Genomic DNA, 15,754 nt, shown 5'->3' with positions numbered 1-15,754 from the left:
ACGGGGGGCCGGCCCTCGGCCCACCGTCGCCGTGGTCGGCGGCGGCATCGCGGGCCTGGCAGCCGCCACCGCACTGGCCGAACGCGGCGTGGCCGTGACCCTGTACGAACGTGAGCCCTACCTCGGCGGGCGCGCGGGCGGCTGGAGCATCCGGTTGAGCGACGGCAGTACGACCGCCATGAGCCGGGGCTTCCACGCCTTCTTCCGCCAGTACTACAACCTGCGCGGACTGCTGCGCCGTACCGATCCCGCCCTTGCCCGCCTGACCGGCCTGCCCGACTACCCCCTGCTGCACGCCAGCGGGCTGCACGACAGCTTCCGGCACGTGCCGCGCACACCGCCGTGGAGCGCGCTGGGGTTCGTCGCCCGCAGCCGCTCCTTCCAGCTGCGGGACCTGCGCGCCATGAACCCGGTGGCCGCCCTGCCCCTGCTCGACGTGCGTGTCCCGGACGTCTACGCGCGCCTCGACGACACCAGCGCGCACGACTTCCTGGACGCCGTCGGCTTCCCCGAGCGCGCCCGCCATCTGGCGTTCGAGGTGTTCTCCCGGAGCTTCTTCGCGGACCCCCGGCAGCTGTCGGCGGCCGAGATGGCGCTCATGTTCCACATCTACTTCCTCGGCTCGGCCGAGGGCCTGCTGTTCGACGTGCCCCGCGCGTCCTTCCCCACGGCCCTGTGGGATCCACTGACCCGCTATCTGCTGCGGCACGAGGCCGAGCTGCGCACGGCCACCACGGTGGAGCACATCACGCCCGCCCGGAAGGGCGGCTTCGCGGTCGCCGCCGACGGTGCCGAGCGGCGGTACGACGCGGTGGTCCTCGCGCTGGACACCGGCGGTCTGCGCTCCGTGGTCGCGGGCTCGGAAAGCCTGGGCGACGCGCCCTGGCGCGAGCGCGTCGCACGCCTGCGCACCGCCCCTCCCTTCCTGGTCAGCCGGCTCTGGCTGGACCGGCCCGTCGCCTGCACCCGGCCGGGCTTTCTGGGAACCAGTGGATTCGGCACGCTCGACAACATCAGCGTGCTGGACCGCTGGGAGGACGAGGCAGCCCGTTGGGCGGCCCGCACCGGGGGATCCGTGGTGGAGCTCCACGCCTACGCCGTGCCTCCCGACGCCCCCCGAGACGTCGAACAGAAACGGCTCGTGGAGCAGTTGCACCGCGTCTACCCGGAGACCCGCACGGCCACCGTCGTCGACTCCCGCCATGAGTGGCGGGCGGACTGCCCGCTCTTCCCGGTGGGCGGCTACGCCGACCGCCCCACCGTCCGCACCCCGCACCCTGACCTCGTGATCGCCGGTGACCTGGTGCGCACCGACCTGCCGGTGGCGCTGATGGAGCGCGCGGCGACGACCGGCCTGCTGGCCGCCAACGCCCTGCTGGAGCGCTGGGGGGTGCGGGGACAGACCCTGTGGACGGTGCCCGAACACGGCCGCTCCGCATTGCTGCGCCGCCTCGCCGACCGGGCGAGCCGCTGAGTGCTCGCCGAGCCCGAGGCCGGGGCCGATAAGTCCAGGATGTGCAGCCGGGTGTCCGGTTGGCAGTGGACGCAGGCGCGCAGTCCCGCCGCGATCAGCCGACGTGCCTCGTCGCGGCTGACGGGACGGCGCCGGGGCCCGGCCATGTGGCAGTCGCCGGCGTGGACCTCGACGGGCGGCCGTCCGTCCCCGATGCCGAGTTCGACGATCCACTCCGGCGGCTGCGGGCGGCTGCGCCTGCCGTGCTCCTGTTCGGCCTGCCGCTCCTGGAGCGCCGCGATCTTGTGATCGATGCGCTTGAGCCACATGGCGTGCCAGACCCGCAGGGTGTGCAGGCGGTCCAGGTCGGGCGGCAGGTCATCGAACACATTTTTGATTCTATGCTCATGATCCACCGCTGGCGCCCTCGCGTGTTCGATTTTATGTTCGATAACGTGGAGGGCGGGAGGTGGATGCCGTGACTACGGACGCATCGGCACTCGAGGTGTCGACGGTGATGCATGTGCGCTGCCCGGACCGTCTCCCGGAGGAGACCTACCGGCAGGTGCTGGAGCAGCTGGCGGAACTGTCACCGGTCGTACAGGCCATGCCGCCGACCGCGGCACTGGTGGAGCTCAAGGGCGCCCTGCGCTACTACGGCTCGGACACCCGCCGACTGGGCGAGATGCTGCGGGTGCGCACGATCTCCCGTCTCGGCATCGACGTACGCGTCGGCATCGGCCCGTCGATCACCGTCGCCGCCACCGCCTCCGCCCAGGTTCCGCGGCCCGGGGGAGTCCTGGCCATCGCCCCGGACGAGGTCGGCGGATGGCTGGGACCGCTCCCGGTCGACGCCCTGCACGGCATCGGCCCCCGCCAGGCCGAGATCCTGCGTGACTACGGCATCCACCGCGTCGGCCTGCTCGCCGCCGTTCCACCCGCGACCGTGCAGCGCCTGCTGGGCGGCCGGGCCGGGCGAACGGCCGCCGACCGCGCCCGCGGCATCGACCCACGCCCCGTCGTCCCCCGCGCCCTGCCCGCTTCCGCGACCGTCAGCCACCGCTTCGCCCGCCACACGCTCGACGGCGCCGAAACCCGCGCCGCCCTGCTCGACCTGGTCAGCCGACTCGGGCCGCTGCTGCGCCGGCGCGGCCAGGCCGCCCGCGCTCTGACCCTGCGGCTGACCTTCGCCGGCGGCGCCACCTGGGCGAAGACCCGCCGCCTCACCGAGCCGTCCGCACACGACGACGATCTCCGTCTGATCGCCTACCGGCTGCTGGACGGTGCCGGCCTGCAACGCGGACGCCTGACCGCACTGACCCTGCAGGGCGAAGACCTCATCGACGCCGACAGGGTCGCCCAGCAGATCACCCTCGACCACGCCCGCGAAGACCGCCTCGCCGCCGAGGCGGCCATCGACCGCGTCCGGGACAAGTTCGGCCCCCGCGTCATCGGCCCCGCCGCCGTCTTCCGCCGCGCTTCGTGAAGACACGAGTCCGGTCGCGAACTCAACTGGACGGCGTGAGCGGGGACCGCAGACCGAGCCACTGCTCGGCGTCCCAGGCCCGGAACCGCTCCACCTCGGTGAACCCCAGCTTCGCCGCGAGGCGCATCGAGCCGACGTTGGCGCTCTGGGTGGTGAGCACCACCGGCTCGCCGGGAAGGACGCCGTCGAACCAGCCGAGTGCGGCCGCACACGCCTCGGCCGCGTACCCGAACCCCCACGCCCGCGGCAAGAACAGATAGCCGAGGTCGGCCTTCCCCACGGCAGCGGGGCGACGGTGCCCGGTCGCCCTCCTGAGCAGGATCTGGCCGATCATCGCCCCGTCGAGCTCCACGACGAAACTCCCGGGCCAGGGATGCGGCACCTCAGGCATCTCGCGCTCGAGCTCGTCGCGCGGGCGGGGACCGCCGAGGTAGGTGTGCACCTCCGGCGAGGCGAGCAGCTCGATGAACGCCGCACGGTCCCGCGCCTCGGGCGCACGGAGCACGAGGCGCTCGGTCCTCAACGGCGCAGGCGGCCAGGCCACAGGTCCAAGATCTTCCATCCGCACAAGCTAACAGGCCGTCACGTCCACTGGCCGGGCGGTTGTTTGCTCCGGGTCCACGAACGGCTCGGCCTGGCGCTTCACTCGATGGCGGAGGTAGACCACTTGCGAGTTGAAGGTGCGGGTCTCGACCAGCTCGAGATCCACGCGGCGCTCCTCACGAGGGAAGTACGGGGTGCCGCCGCCGACCAGCACCGGGTAGACGAGGGTCCGGTACTCGTCGATCAGCCCCAGCGCGCCCGCCTCGGCGGCGAGCGTCGCTCCGCCGATCGCGATGTCACCCTCACCCGGCTCGGCGCGCAACCGCTCGATCTCCTCGGCCAGGCTGCCGGAGGCCAGGCGGGCACTGCCCCGCACCTCCGACAGCGTCGTGGAGAACACCACTTTGGGCAGCGGGTTCCACAGCGCGGCCCACTCGACCTCGGCGTCGTCGAGCGACTGCTCCTGTTCGGCGGTCTCCCAGTACAGCATCGTCTCGTACAGCCGCCGACCCAGCAGGTGGACGCCTACCTCCCGGATCTCGTCGATCCAGAAGCGAAAGGCATCCGGGGCGGGCACGGTCCAGTCGATGCCGCCGTCCGGCCCGGCGATGTATCCGTCCAGTGAGACGCTCATCGAATAGGTCACGCTACGCATCACAGCTCCTCTTGGCCGACGCCCCAGACAGTACGACCGGCGGACCCCGGGGAACTCATCGCGACGCGCCCTGACGCTTCGGCAACTCAGTGGCGTCCGGAGGGGGAGTCGGGAAGGCTGGCGCGCATGGTTTCGGTATTGCAGAACGTGGCGATCGACTGTGCGGATGCCTATGAGCTGGCCCTGTTCTGGAGCAGGGTGACCGGCCGCCCCATAGACCCGGAGGCCGAACCAGGCGATCGCGAGACTCAGGTGCTGCTGGCGGAGGGCCCGGTGCTGTACTTCAACCAGGTGCCCGAGCCCAAGAAGGTCAAGAACCGGGTCCACCTGTGTCTGCGCCCTGAGACCTCTCGAGACCAGGAGGTGGAACGGCTGCTGGAGCTCGGGGCCACCTTCGTCGGCGATCACCGCCATCCCGACGGCACGGGCTGGGCCGTTCTCGCCGATCCCGAAGGCAACGAGTTCTGTGTCCTGCGCAGCGAGGCCGACCGAGCCGCGACGCCTTCCTGAAGCTCACGGAAGGCTTCACCGTCAGCGCATCACGTCTGGTCGCCCGAGCCGCGCTCGAAGGTCGGGTCTAGTGCGCGGCGCACGATCCCGAACGGCGCGAAATCGGCGTCGGCGAGGACGCGGTAGAGGAACTCCGAGGTGGACATGTCGTCCCGGTGCCATGCGCCGCCGTCCTCGGCGTCGCGAGGATGGGGCAGTCGCCGGGCCGCTCGGCGTCGATCAGCCAGAAGTACCCGTCGGCCCACTCCCTGGAGCCCCAGGGGATCAGCCCCGTGCCGCCCGGCGCGTAGATCGCGTACGGAGCGACGGGGGCGGAGACGCTTCCGAGCGTGCTGTCCTGATCGGCCGCCGGCCAGGACCGCGACTGTGGCAGGAGGTCGAACGAAGGGCTTTCGTCTCAGAGGAAGCCACTGACACCGCCGCTCAGCCGAGCTGATGACCGTCCTGTCCGACAAGAACATGGCCCCGATCGGGGGAGGCTCGCTCACTCGATGCGGCTGCATCCGTGGGTACACCCGTACCACCGGCGCACCGGAGGCGTTGCAGCGTCATGGACCGCACTACCACCACGACCGGGTCCCTCCTGCATCACGGGAGGCTCGAGCTGCCGTACGCCGAACCCCCGGGTGCGTACAGGGTCAACCCGCCGATCTACGCCGCGCTGGTGGCGGAGTGGTGGGCGCAAGGGCGCATGGTGCCGGGTGGGCATGATGCGCAATGGGCAGCCCTGGCCGGTGGGTTCGCCACCGGGATGCCCGACCGGTGGGGCCTCGACAGGGACGCGGCCGGCCGGGAGCCCGTGGGCGTCTCGTAGCCCCGAACAGGGTGCTCAGGCCTGCGGTTGCCCCGTGTCCGCGGAGCCTCGCGCACGCAACACACGCCGGTGGACCTCCGCCTCGGCCGCTCGCACTCCGCGGCCGGGCCGGGACGGGTCGAGAAGGGCGGCCAGTATGGCCGCGGCCTGCTGGAAGGCCACTTCCACGGCGTCGGGGGAACAGAGGGTGCCGCTGCCGTCGGGCGGCACGAGCCAGCGCAGGGGGCCGCTGGACCGCTGGGGTGCCGGGACGGCGATCCAGGTGCCCTTGCCGGCGTAGCGGATCCCGTCGCCGACCCAGCGGCTGCGGGGATCCGGCGGCAGGAAGAAGCCCACGCGGTGGGCGGCGAAGTCGGCGAGGACGGGGCCGACGCCGGGAGCGGCGGCGGGGCCGGGATGCTCGGACCGCAGCAGCACGTCGAGCGCGAACAGGCCGAGTTCCTCCGGGACGCTCAGCACATCCCAGAACCGCCCGGCCCCCAGCACGGCCGTGCCCCTGTCCGTCTGCCAGTCCCGTTTGCAGGCCCGGGGATCGATCGCGGCGGCGGCGAGCCATTCCACTGCCTGGTGGGTGTGATTTCTCATCGCGTTCCTGCCGGGAGGGTGGCGGCTGGATGGAGGCCTGCGACGGCGCGCAAGGCGGAGCGAATGTCCGCGGTACGGCCGGAATTCGTGGCGCCCATGCTGGTGCATATTTCTGGGTGGCGGAAGGGGTGGCGCGACGTGGCGCTTTGCGTCCGCGGCAAGCTTGCGGTGCTTCTTGCAGTGCGGCGGCCCGCACATCGCATCCAGACGAGCGCATAACTCCCATACCCGACAGCGCTGTTGTAGGGCTCACTCCGCTGTGCCGTGCCTTCGCTCCCTGCCCGACCCCAGGTTTGGTCGGATCTCTTTACGTCACCGTCGCGCGCCGGTAACTTCCCGCCACTGTAAGGGCTTTCTGCAAGTTTCCGTTTGTTCTTCCAGTGTGGTGACTCCTCTTGGAGAGACGCATGAAACGCACCCGCATACGCCTGCTCAGACGCCCGTTGGCCGCCGCACTGACCGCCGGCGGCGTCCTGGGGCTGGTGTCCGTGCCACCGGACGACCCGTCACCCGCGACCGCTCCCGCTGCCGCCGCCGTCGACAACTCGGCGACCGTCTTCTACTACACGAAGACCAAGAACTGGGCCCGGTACAACCTCCACTACGCGCCCGACGGCGGTGCCTGGACCACGGTCCCGGGCGTGGCGATGGAAACCGCCTGCACCGACTGGGTGAAGAAGACCGTGACCCTCGGTGCCGCGGAGGGCCTGCGGGCCACCTTCAACAACGGCTCGGGTACCTGGGACAACAACGGGGGCCAGAACTACGACCTCGGCACCGGCACCATCACCGTCAAGGACGGCGTCATCGCCCACTCCGATCCCTGTGCGGACGGCGGCGACCCGGACGGCAACGCGGCCACGGTCTACTACTCCACCCGGACCCTCGGCTGGAGCACCGCGAACATCCACTACCAGCCCACCGGCGGAGCCTGGACCACCGTGCCCGGAGTCGGCATGCAGTCCGCCTGCGCCGGCTGGTGGAGGAAGGACATCGACCTGGGCGCGGCCACCTCGATGAAGGCCGCGTTCAACAACGGCAACGGCGTCTGGGACAACAACGGCGGCGCCGACTACGCCCTTCCCGCAGGCGTCACCACAGTCGAGAACAGCACCGTCACCCCGAACGCCGACGACCCGTGCGCGGGCGAAGCTCCTGACGTCCAGGCACCCACGGTCCCGGCCGACGTCACCGCCCGGGCCGACGGCGTGTCCGTCGTGCTGACCTGGGAGCCGTCCACCGACAACAAGGCCGTCACCAAGTACCAGGTGACCCGCACCGGCGGCACCCGTGGCACCGTCGTGTCCGACATCGCCTCGACCGTCTTCTCCGATGCGAACCTGGAGGAGAAGACCGCGTACACCTACACCGTCAGGGCCGTCGACTCCGCAGGCAACATGTCCGCGTCCTCCGCTCCCGCCGTGGCGACGACCGGGGAGAAGCCAGCCGCCCCCGCGCCCGGCAAGCCCCTGGGCACCGACCCGCGCAAGGACCCCATCTACTTCGTCCTGACCGCCCGCTTCAACGACGGCGACAGCTCCAACAACCGTGGTGGCGCCCAGCACCAGAAGTCCGGCAACGCGGCCAACGACGACCCCATGTTCCGAGGCGACTTCAAGGGGCTGGTGAACAAGCTCGACTACATCAAGGGCCTCGGCTTCTCCGCGGTGTGGATCACCCCGGTCGTCCTCAACCGCTCCGACTACGACTATCACGGCTACCACGGCTGGGACTTCTACAAGGTCGACCCCCGCCTGGAGTCCGCCGGCGCCTCCTACCAGGACCTGATCAACGCCGCCCACGCCAAGGGCATGAAAATCTACCAGGACGTCGTCTACAACCACTCCTCCCGCTGGGGCGCCAAGGGCCTGTTCGTCCCCACCGTCTACGGCGTCAGGGACTCACAGTGGAGCTGGTACTACGACGAGAAGCAGCCGGGCTTCGAGTACGACGGCCTGACCGTCGACGCCAAGAGCGGCAAGTCGTATTACAACGGCGACCTGTGGTCCACCACCGAGCCGAACGGCAACACCTGCGTCGACTGGGGCAAGCCCACCCAGTACACCTCCCCGGAGGGGTACCGCATCTACAACTGCCAGTGGCCCAGCCCCACATCCGGAATGTTCCCCAAGGCGCTCTACCACAACTGCTGGATCGGGAACTGGGAAGGCGAGGACTCCCGTTCCTGCTGGCTGCACGAAGACCTCGCCGACTTCAACACCGAGAACGCCCAGGTGCAGAACTACCTGATCGGCGCCTACAACAAGTACATCGACATGGGCGTCGACGGCTTCCGCGTCGACACCGCCGTGCACATCCCGCGTACCACCTGGAACCGCCGCTTCCTGCCCGCCATCCAGGAACGCGTCGCCCAGCAGCACGGAGCGGAGGCCGCACGGAACTTCTTCGTCTTCGGGGAGGTCGCGGCCTTCGTCAACGACAAGTGGAACCGCGGCTCGGTCAACCACTCCGCCCAGTTCTTCACCTGGAAGGAACGCAAGGAGTACAGCGCCGACGACGCCACCGCGGCGCTGGAGATGTACGACTACGAGCAGCAGCTCGGCCCGGCCGGCCAGCCCACCTCCACCAACGCCTTCCTGGACGGCAACACCTACCACACCCCGGACCACAGCAGGTTCTCCGGCATGAACGTCATCGACATGCGCACGCACATGAACTTCGGTGACGCCACCAACGCCTTCCACAACGGCAAGGACTCGGACGACAGTTACCACGACGCCACCTACAACGTCGTCTACGTCGACAGCCACGACTACGGCCCCAACAAGAGCGGCGAACGCTACACCGGAGGCACCGACGCCTGGGCCGAGAACATGTCCCTGATGTGGACCTTCCGCGGCATCCCCACCCTCTACTACGGCTCGGAGATCGAGTTCCAGAAGGGCAAGAAGATCGACTGCGGCCCCAGCTGCCCGCTCGCCACGACCGGCCGCGCCTACTACGGCGACCACGTCGCCGGAGACGTGCAGGTCACCGATTTCTCCAAGGTCACCTCCGCAACCGGCGCCGTCGCCACCACTCTGCAGCAGCCGCTGGTCAAGCACGTCCAGCGGCTCAACGAGATCCGCCGGGCCGTCCCCGCCCTGCAGATGGGCCAGTACTCCACCGACGGCATCACCGGCGAGATGGCCTTCAAACGGCGCTACACCCACGGCACCACCGACAGCTTCGCCCTGGTCACCGTCACCCACGGCGCCACCTACACCGGCATCCCCAACGGCACCTACACGGACGCCGTCACCGGCGACACCCGCGTCGTCACCGACGGCAAGCTCACGGTCGCCGCACCCGGCAAGGGCAACCTGCGGGTGTACGTCCTCAACGGCACCGGCAGGATCGGATCGGCCGGCCCCTACCTCAACTAGCCCTCCGGCGCGGGGGGCCGACAGCAGCGTCGGCCCCCCGCGCCGCCGGCGGCGTCAGGCACTCTTCCGCTCCGGACGGCTCAGCCGGTGCGGAACAGCCACTGACCGAACGACCGCCGCGGGGGCCGTACCACCACGCGGCCGTGGGCCTTCTGCCCGACCAACTCCACCCGCAGAGTCACCGGGGTGCCGGAAGGCGCCGGAACCTGACGGTGTGTGACCTTGCTGTGCACCAGCTTCAGCCCGTCCGTGTCGACCACGATGCCCGGCCTGGTGACCAGCGTCAGGGTCTTGCCCGCCATATCCATGTCGATCCGCAAGGTGTCCTGCGTGATCACGGCATCGGTGAAGTCGAGTGTCACATCGCACCAGTACACCGCGAGTTCGATCCTCCGCGGTACCACCCAGCGCCCCACGCGCTCGACCTTGGCGCTGTGCACCTGCTCGATCCGGATGACGTCCTTGACCTCGGCGCCGGTCACCGCGCCCGTGGCCGACACGGGCGGCAAGTCGGCGGTGAGCGCGGCCAGTTCACCCAGAGTCCGCGCCGCCAGCGCGGACTCCAGGCGCTCGTCCAACTCGTCCGCGGTCAACAGGCCGTCCCCCGCGGCGATACGCAGCACGTCCACCACCCGGTCCCGGTCCGCGTGAGAGGCCCGAATCCCGGGCGACGCGTCGGGGCCGGAGCCATTACCGAGGGGCGAGATCTCTCCCGACATGCTTCCGTCCTGGTCCTGTCGAACGTCTCCGTGCGACGCGGGCAGCGGCGCGAGGAGAAGACTAGCGCTATATCGCGACATGGATCAGGGCCGGCCGCCGAGCGGAGACGCTCACACCTGACCGGCGCGAAGCGCGACCGCCTGCAGAAGGGCGTCCTGGCACGCCCGGACGGCAGGATGCCGGCCGCGACCACGACGTACGACGGTGAAGATACGGCGGGTGCGCCGGCCTCGGGGGAGTGGGCACAGTGCGACGGTCGGCGCCCCTGCGCCGAAGACGAGGTCGGGGAGGAACGCCGCGGCGAGGCGCTGCTCGACGAGGCGGAGGTGGAGCAGCAGGTCGGTGGTCTCGAACCGTACGTCGGGTTCGAAACCGGCGTCGCGGCACAGCGTCGTGGCCCAGTGCCGGGCGGCTGTTCCCTCGGGTTCCATCACCCACGGGTGATCCGCCAGCGCGCGCAGCGCCGTCAGCGGGCCGTCCGTGTCCGATCCGTCGTGCGCCTCGGGCAGGGCGAGGTGGAGGGCGTCGTCGAGCAGATCCCGCTGTTCGAGTTCGGCGGGACGCGGATTGGGGTCGCCGGGGTATTCCTCGGCGAGGACGAGGTCGAAGTCGCGGGCCAGCAGGGCGGGAAGGGCCCTTTCCGGCTCCATGTGCGTCACATGGACGCGCAGGTGCGGGTGAAGGTCGCGCAGCAGGCCGAGCGCGGTCGGGACGAGGGCCAGGGCGGCCGTCTGGAACGAGGCGACACGGAGCGTGCCGGTCAGGTCGGTGAGGGAGGCGGCGATGTCCGCCTCCGCGCGCTCCAGGCGTTCCAGGACCGCCTCGGTGTGGGCGACGAGGATCTCGGCCTGCTCGGTCAGCCGTACCCGCCGTCCGACCGGCAGCAGCAGCGGCACGCCGACCTCCGCCTCCAGCTGCGAGAGCTGCTGGGAGACCGACGAGGGGGCGTAGGACAGGGCGGCGGCGACGGCTGCCAGGGTGCCGCGGTGCTTGAGTTCACGCAGCAGGCGCAGGCGGTGCAGATCGAACACGGGAAGCCCGCTCTCCTCGCCCTACGGACCCGCGAGGTCATCGGTCGGCTTTTCCGACGAATACAGATCGGAAACATTCGCTGGACCGATCATACGACCCCGTCGGACCCTGTTCCCATGGCCGACAACGCCCTCCTCCCGTGGCTCGCCCGACCCGAAGCCCGTACCTGGCGGTGTGGACCCGCCCCGGCCGAGGTCCGGGACTTCCACGCCTCGCTGCCCGACTACACGCCCACCCCGCTGACGGAACTCCGCTGCCTGGCGGACGCATTGGGCGTCGGCCGGGTCTTCGTCAAGGACGAGTCGTTCCGTCTGGGCCTGCCTGCGTTCAAGGCGCTGGGTGCGTCCTGGGCGGTGCACCGAACCCTCGCCGAGCGGGCGGCGAACGGCGCGGACGATGCTCCGGCGACCCTGGTCACCGCCACCGACGGCAACCACGGCCGTGCGGTGGCCCGCACGGCACACCACTTCGGCCAGCACGCCCATGTCTTCGTCCCCCAGGGCGTCCACCCGAAGGCCGTGGCGGCCATCGCCGCCGAACAGGCTCAGGTCACCGAGGTCGCAGGACCGTACGACGAGGCCGTGCGCCTTGCGGCCCGGGCGGCCACCGCGCCGCACACGGTCCTGATCCAGGACACCGCCTGGCCGGGCTACGAGCGGATCCCGGGATGGATCGTCGAGGGCTACTCCACCCTGTGCGCCGAGATCGACGAGCAGTTGGCGGTCACGGAGGTCCGCGACGGTCCCGACCTCGTCGCCATTCCGGTGGGCGTGGGCTCGCTGGCACAGGCTGTGATCACCCATTACCGCAGCCGCCGCCGCGGGCACGCCCCGACCCTGCTCTCGGTGGAGCCCGAGGCGGCGCCCTGCGTCCTGCGAAGCCTCAGCAGCGGCGCACCCGTCAGCGTCACCACGCGCGAGACGACCATGGCCGGCCTGAACTGCGGCACACCCTCCAGCATCGCCTGGCCCTACCTGTACGGCGGCTTGGACGCGGCGGTCGCCATCGCCGACACCGACAGCGCCCGCGCGGCCGGGGAACTGGCGGCCGCGGGCGTCTCCTCGGGCCCGTGCGGAGCCGCCGCGCTCGCCGGATTGCGCGCGGCCCTCACCGGCGCGGGCGCCGGGGAACGACGTAGCGCACTGGGCCTCGGACCGACCTCGGTGGTCGTCCTGCTGAGCACGGAGGGCGCCGCCGCCAACCCGCACGCCACAACCGCTCACTGAACACCCGACACCGGAAAGCCCCTGGCATGCTGACCCATCTCCTGGCCGCCCTCGGCGTTCTCGGCCTTCTCACCATCGTGGCCGGCCCGGACATGGCGGTGGTCATCCGGCGTGCCCTGGCGGCCGGTCCCGCGGACGCGCGGCGAACCGTCGGCGGCATCGCGACCGGGCTGATGCTCCGGGGCGTCCTGACCGTGGCCGGGTTTTCGGCCGTCCTCGCCGCATCGCCCACGGCCTACCAGGCCGTCACACTCCTCGGCGCCGGCTACCTGATGTTCCTCGGCTCGCAGGCGCCGCAACGTCCTCAACCCGAAGATCGCCGTCTTCTACACCGGCCTGCTGCCCACCCTGGCCCCGCCCTCATTGCCGACGCCCTGGGCGATGACGCTGCTGGTGCTCCTGCACGCCGCCCTCACCCTGTCCTGGCTGGGCGCCTACACGTTCCTGCTGGCCAAGGCGCGGCACGTCCTCGAAAAGCCGCGCATCCCTCATGACCGCCACCACCTCGACCTGATCCGCACCGAAGGACATCGCCCCTGTGGCGTCGACGGGGCGGTACATGAACGACACGCAGGCCCCAGAGCGGCCTGCTCCGCGCCGGGACCGCATCAGCGCTGAGGGCCCGCCGGGCTTCCCGCTACCGTGTGGAGCGTGGTGGTGGGACATACGGAGACCCGGCTGATCGTGCTGCGCGGGAACTCGGCATCGGGTAAATCCTCGGTGGCAGCCGGAATCCGGGAGAGATATGGCCGGGGCGTCGCGCTGGTCGGGCAGGACAACCTCCGCCGGGTGGTGCTGCGCGAGCGCGACAGGCCGGGCGCGGTGAACATCGGGCTCATCGACCTGACGGCCCGCTACGCACTGGACGCCGGCTATCACGTGATCGTGGAAGGGATCCTCTGCGCCGACCACTACGGCGCGATGCTCCACGACCTCGTCCGCGCCCACAAGGGGCTCACCCGCTGCTACTACCTCGACATCCCCTTTGCGGAGACCCTGGCGCGGCACGCGACCAAGCCCGATGCGGAATACCTCGCGCAGGTCACGGAGCGGGATCTGCGTGCCTGGTACCGCGCAAGCGACCTGCTGCCCGCCAGGATCGAGACGGTCATCGGAGCCGACAGCACCCTCGCGAACACGGTCGAACGCATCATGCGCGAGACCGGCCTGGGCGAATTGCCCCCGCGGGACTGCTTCGTCTCGGCGTAGCCTTACGGGCGCCCGGATCGTCTGTCGCCGCGGAGGCCTGGATGAACGTCATGTTGCGCGAAGTGAGAGACGCCGATCTCCCGGTCTACTTCGCCCAGATGAACGATCCCGAGAGCATTCGAATGGCAGCGTTCACCGCCGAGGACCCGTCGGACCGTGCCCGCTTCGAGGCTCACTGGGCGCGCAACCGGCAGAATCCGACGGCCATCATGCGCACGGTCGTTGATGGTGGCAGTGCGGGAGCGATCGTAGGGCACATCGCGGTGTTCGGTCCGCCCGAGGAACGCGAGGTCACGTACTGGATCGGGCGGGAGTACTGGGGTCGAGGAGTGGCCACCGCGGCGCTGCGGGAGATGCTCGACGTCGTACCGGAGCGTCCGCTGCACGCCCGCGCGGTGGCGGACAACGCCGGCTCCCTCCAAGTGCTGAAGAAGTGCGGGTTCGTGGTTACCGGCAGCGAGAGGGATTTCGCGAACGGCCGGGGCGAGGAAGTCGACGAGCTGCTCCTCACACTGCACGGCTGACCCTGTCCACCCGAGCGGCACTGCGGAAGTGGAGGCCCAAGTGAGGAGTGTCCCTTGGTGAGTTCGGCCGTACATCTGGCGAAGGTGACGCCGGAGAACGTCGACGCGGTCTGCCGCCTGCGGTTGCGTCCCGGTCAGGAGCGCTTCGTCGATCCGGTGGCCACCTCCCTCGCCGAGGCGTACGCGTACGGGGAGGTCGCCTGGCCCCGCGTGATCTGTGACGGTGAGCGGGTGGTCGGCTTCGTCATGGCCGGCTTCGATCCGGCGCACGAGGTGGAGCCGTATCGGAGCTATCTGTGGCGGCTGAACATCGCCGCGGATCTGCAGGGACAGGGGTACGGCAGTTTCGCCGTGGCGGAGGTGTGCGCCGAGGCGCGACGGCGCGGCGAGCGGAGGCTGTGGGTGTCCTGGCAGCCGGGCGAGGGCGGCCCGGAACCCTTTTACGTACGCCTCGGTTTCCGTGTCACCGGCGAAGTGGTGGACGGCGAGATCGTCGCCGCGCGGGAGCTGTAGTCGGCCAATTGCCCGGTGGCGGGAGAGAAGGGCGTGTTGCCGCACGGCCCGTCACATAACCTCGTGGATGTGGACGTCGAATGACGTCAGACACCGAGTGTGTCCACAGCCAGGAGGCGATGTTGCTCGGAAAGAGCGCGCGGTTGCTCGCGGGCGCCATGATCGTGGCTTGCCTGGTGCTCGTCGGCGCCAGTGAGCAAAGCGACGGCTCACGGCCCGCCGGGGCCGTCAGGGACGTCGTGCCGAACCGGGTCATGACGTGGAACCTCTGCAACCCCTGCGACGAGAGCAACGTCAACCGGGCGGCGCAGATCGCCAGGTACGCGCCCCAGGTCGTCGGCCTGCAGGAAGCATGCGAGGGGGACGTCGCGAGGATCCGGGACCACCTGGAGAACCTGCACGGGCTGGTCTACCACGTCGAGTACGGCACGGTCCTGCGGAAGTGGAGCCGCTGCGGTGGAGCGCCGTGGCGCCCGGGAGCCTACGGCCAGGCGATCCTGTCGGCGGCCCCGATGACGGACCGGGTGAACGTGGAGTACCCCGACGGCGGGTCCGAGGACCGCGGTTACCTGGCCGTCACCACGCGGGTGGGCGGCCGACTGGTCCGGGTCTTCAACACGCATCTCGCCGAACGGCGCCAGGAGCAGATCCGCGCGGAGCAGACGTCCGTCCTGGCCAAGGTGGTCGCCCGGCACGACCGCGCCATCGTCCTCGGCGACTTCAACGCCGTGCCGGAGGCCGCCGAACTCTCCCCGATGTGGAAGCTGGCCGCCGACGCCGACCCGCAGTGTCATCCGTCGGTCGAGGGCACCTGCGAGGTGACCACCGAGTGGCAGCTCAAGTTCGACTACATCTTCCTGCGCGGCATCGTCCCGCTCACCCACCGCGTACAGCCCACCACGTATTCGGACCACTACCCGCTGCGGACCGACGTGGACGTGGCCTGAGGCCTTCCGCAGTCGGCTGCGTCGGCCCCGGCCACATGCCTGCGGGGCAGGTCTACGTCGCGGGGTTGCGGCGGGCGCCCACGCTCGTCCTCGCCGCGCTGATGGCGATGCTGATGCTGCGCGGATATGTGCACAGCGAGATCCTGGCGGA

16 protein-coding genes and 2 pseudogenes are annotated in these 15,754 nt (G+C 70.4%); 12 read left to right on the top strand and 6 right to left on the bottom strand.

Translation table 11 applies throughout. The annotated features are described in order from the left end of the window. On the top strand, positions 1–1,474 hold a 1,474-nt coding region (locus ACWDRW_RS39405), incomplete at its 5' end, for an FAD-dependent oxidoreductase (protein WP_451733134.1). 101 nt (positions 1,475–1,575) lie between these two features. Here the strand turns inward: ACWDRW_RS39405 and ACWDRW_RS39400 are convergent. Further along, positions 1,576–1,668, bottom strand: a pseudogene (locus ACWDRW_RS39400) (DUF6233 domain-containing protein); the annotation flags it as partial. Between ACWDRW_RS39400 and ACWDRW_RS39395 the strand changes: the two are divergent. Together ACWDRW_RS39395 and ACWDRW_RS39390 are read left to right on the top strand one after the other, a co-directional pair. Further along, on the top strand, positions 1,636–1,935 hold the full coding sequence (locus ACWDRW_RS39395; protein ID WP_451733142.1) for a hypothetical protein: 300 nt from the start codon (positions 1,636–1,638) through the stop codon (positions 1,933–1,935). The pseudogene ACWDRW_RS39400 and the gene ACWDRW_RS39395 overlap by 33 nt on opposite strands. A 35-nt stretch (positions 1,936–1,970) precedes the next feature. After that, positions 1,971–2,939 carry a DNA polymerase Y family protein gene (locus ACWDRW_RS39390; protein WP_451733140.1) on the top strand — a complete coding sequence of 323 codons (969 nt, stop codon included), beginning with the start codon at positions 1,971–1,973 and terminating at the stop codon, positions 2,937–2,939. Between the two features lie 22 nt (positions 2,940–2,961). Here ACWDRW_RS39390 and ACWDRW_RS39385 read toward each other — a convergent pair whose 3' ends face one another. Together ACWDRW_RS39385 and ACWDRW_RS39380 are read right to left on the bottom strand one after the other, a co-directional pair. Next, a complete protein-coding gene (locus ACWDRW_RS39385) occupies positions 2,962–3,501 on the bottom strand; it encodes a GNAT family N-acetyltransferase (RefSeq protein ID WP_451733132.1) in 540 nt (179 codons plus the stop codon). Positions 3,502–3,510: 9 nt separating this feature from the next. After that, a complete protein-coding gene (locus tag ACWDRW_RS39380; protein ID WP_451733130.1) occupies positions 3,511–4,137 on the bottom strand; it encodes a dihydrofolate reductase family protein in 627 nt (208 codons plus the stop codon). A gap of 126 nt (positions 4,138–4,263) precedes the next feature. On the opposite strand from ACWDRW_RS39380, the gene ACWDRW_RS39375 reads away from it, so the two are divergent. After that, positions 4,264–4,647, top strand: a complete 384-nt coding sequence (locus ACWDRW_RS39375) for a VOC family protein (protein ID WP_451733127.1) — start codon at positions 4,264–4,266, stop codon at positions 4,645–4,647. Between the two features lie 550 nt (positions 4,648–5,197). Beyond that, positions 5,198–5,461, top strand: a complete 264-nt coding sequence (locus tag ACWDRW_RS39370; RefSeq protein ID WP_451733125.1) for a hypothetical protein — start codon at positions 5,198–5,200, stop codon at positions 5,459–5,461. A gap of 15 nt (positions 5,462–5,476) precedes the next feature. Here the strand turns inward: ACWDRW_RS39370 and ACWDRW_RS39365 are convergent, their stop codons facing one another. Then, entirely contained in the window at positions 5,477–6,046 is a 570-nt protein-coding gene (locus ACWDRW_RS39365; RefSeq protein WP_451733123.1) for a hypothetical protein, read from the bottom strand. Positions 6,047–6,453: 407 nt separating this feature from the next. Between ACWDRW_RS39365 and ACWDRW_RS39360 the strand changes: the two genes are divergently transcribed. Continuing rightward, a complete protein-coding gene (locus ACWDRW_RS39360) occupies positions 6,454–9,432 on the top strand; it encodes a carbohydrate binding domain-containing protein (RefSeq protein ID WP_451733121.1) in 2,979 nt (992 codons plus the stop codon). An 80-nt stretch (positions 9,433–9,512) separates the two neighbouring features. On the opposite strand, the gene ACWDRW_RS39355 is transcribed toward ACWDRW_RS39360, so the two are convergent. Together ACWDRW_RS39355 and ACWDRW_RS39350 are read right to left on the bottom strand one after the other, a co-directional pair. Next, complete coding sequence (locus ACWDRW_RS39355; RefSeq protein ID WP_451733118.1) at positions 9,513–10,151, bottom strand: DUF1707 SHOCT-like domain-containing protein; 639 nt, start codon at positions 10,149–10,151, stop codon at positions 9,513–9,515. Between the two features lie 111 nt (positions 10,152–10,262). Beyond that, the gene (locus tag ACWDRW_RS39350; protein WP_451733116.1) at positions 10,263–11,183 is read right to left on the bottom strand and encodes a LysR substrate-binding domain-containing protein; all 921 of its coding nucleotides are present in this window, start codon (positions 11,181–11,183) and stop codon (positions 10,263–10,265) included. Positions 11,184–11,300: 117 nt separating this feature from the next. Here ACWDRW_RS39350 and ACWDRW_RS39345 point away from each other — a divergent pair, with 117 nt between their 5' ends. The 6 genes and pseudogenes from ACWDRW_RS39345 to ACWDRW_RS39320 all read left to right on the top strand — a co-directional run bounded on the left by ACWDRW_RS39345 (position 11,301) and on the right by ACWDRW_RS39320 (position 15,603). Further along, on the top strand, positions 11,301–12,410 hold the full coding sequence (locus ACWDRW_RS39345) for a diaminopropionate ammonia-lyase (protein ID WP_451733113.1): 1,110 nt from the start codon (positions 11,301–11,303) through the stop codon (positions 12,408–12,410). Positions 12,411–12,436: 26 nt separating this feature from the next. Continuing rightward, positions 12,437–12,896: pseudogene (locus ACWDRW_RS39340) on the top strand (LysE family translocator); the annotation flags it as partial. Between the two features lie 168 nt (positions 12,897–13,064). Further along, positions 13,065–13,619 (top strand): AAA family ATPase, encoded by a 555-nt coding sequence (locus ACWDRW_RS39335; RefSeq protein WP_451733137.1) that lies wholly within the window; start codon positions 13,065–13,067, stop codon positions 13,617–13,619. 41 nt (positions 13,620–13,660) lie between these two features. Then, a complete protein-coding gene (locus ACWDRW_RS39330) occupies positions 13,661–14,143 on the top strand; it encodes a GNAT family N-acetyltransferase (RefSeq protein ID WP_451733111.1) in 483 nt (160 codons plus the stop codon). Positions 14,144–14,200: 57 nt separating this feature from the next. Beyond that, positions 14,201–14,656 (top strand): GNAT family N-acetyltransferase, encoded by a 456-nt coding sequence (locus ACWDRW_RS39325; RefSeq protein ID WP_451733108.1) that lies wholly within the window; start codon positions 14,201–14,203, stop codon positions 14,654–14,656. 80 nt (positions 14,657–14,736) lie between these two features. Then, positions 14,737–15,603 carry an endonuclease/exonuclease/phosphatase family protein gene (locus tag ACWDRW_RS39320; protein ID WP_451733106.1) on the top strand — a complete coding sequence of 289 codons (867 nt, stop codon included), beginning with the start codon at positions 14,737–14,739 and terminating at the stop codon, positions 15,601–15,603. Positions 15,604–15,754 lie beyond the last annotated feature (151 nt).

It is taken from the genome of Streptomyces sp. NPDC003635, assembly GCF_053587635.1.
This window is presented reverse-complemented; position numbering and strand designations above follow the sequence as displayed.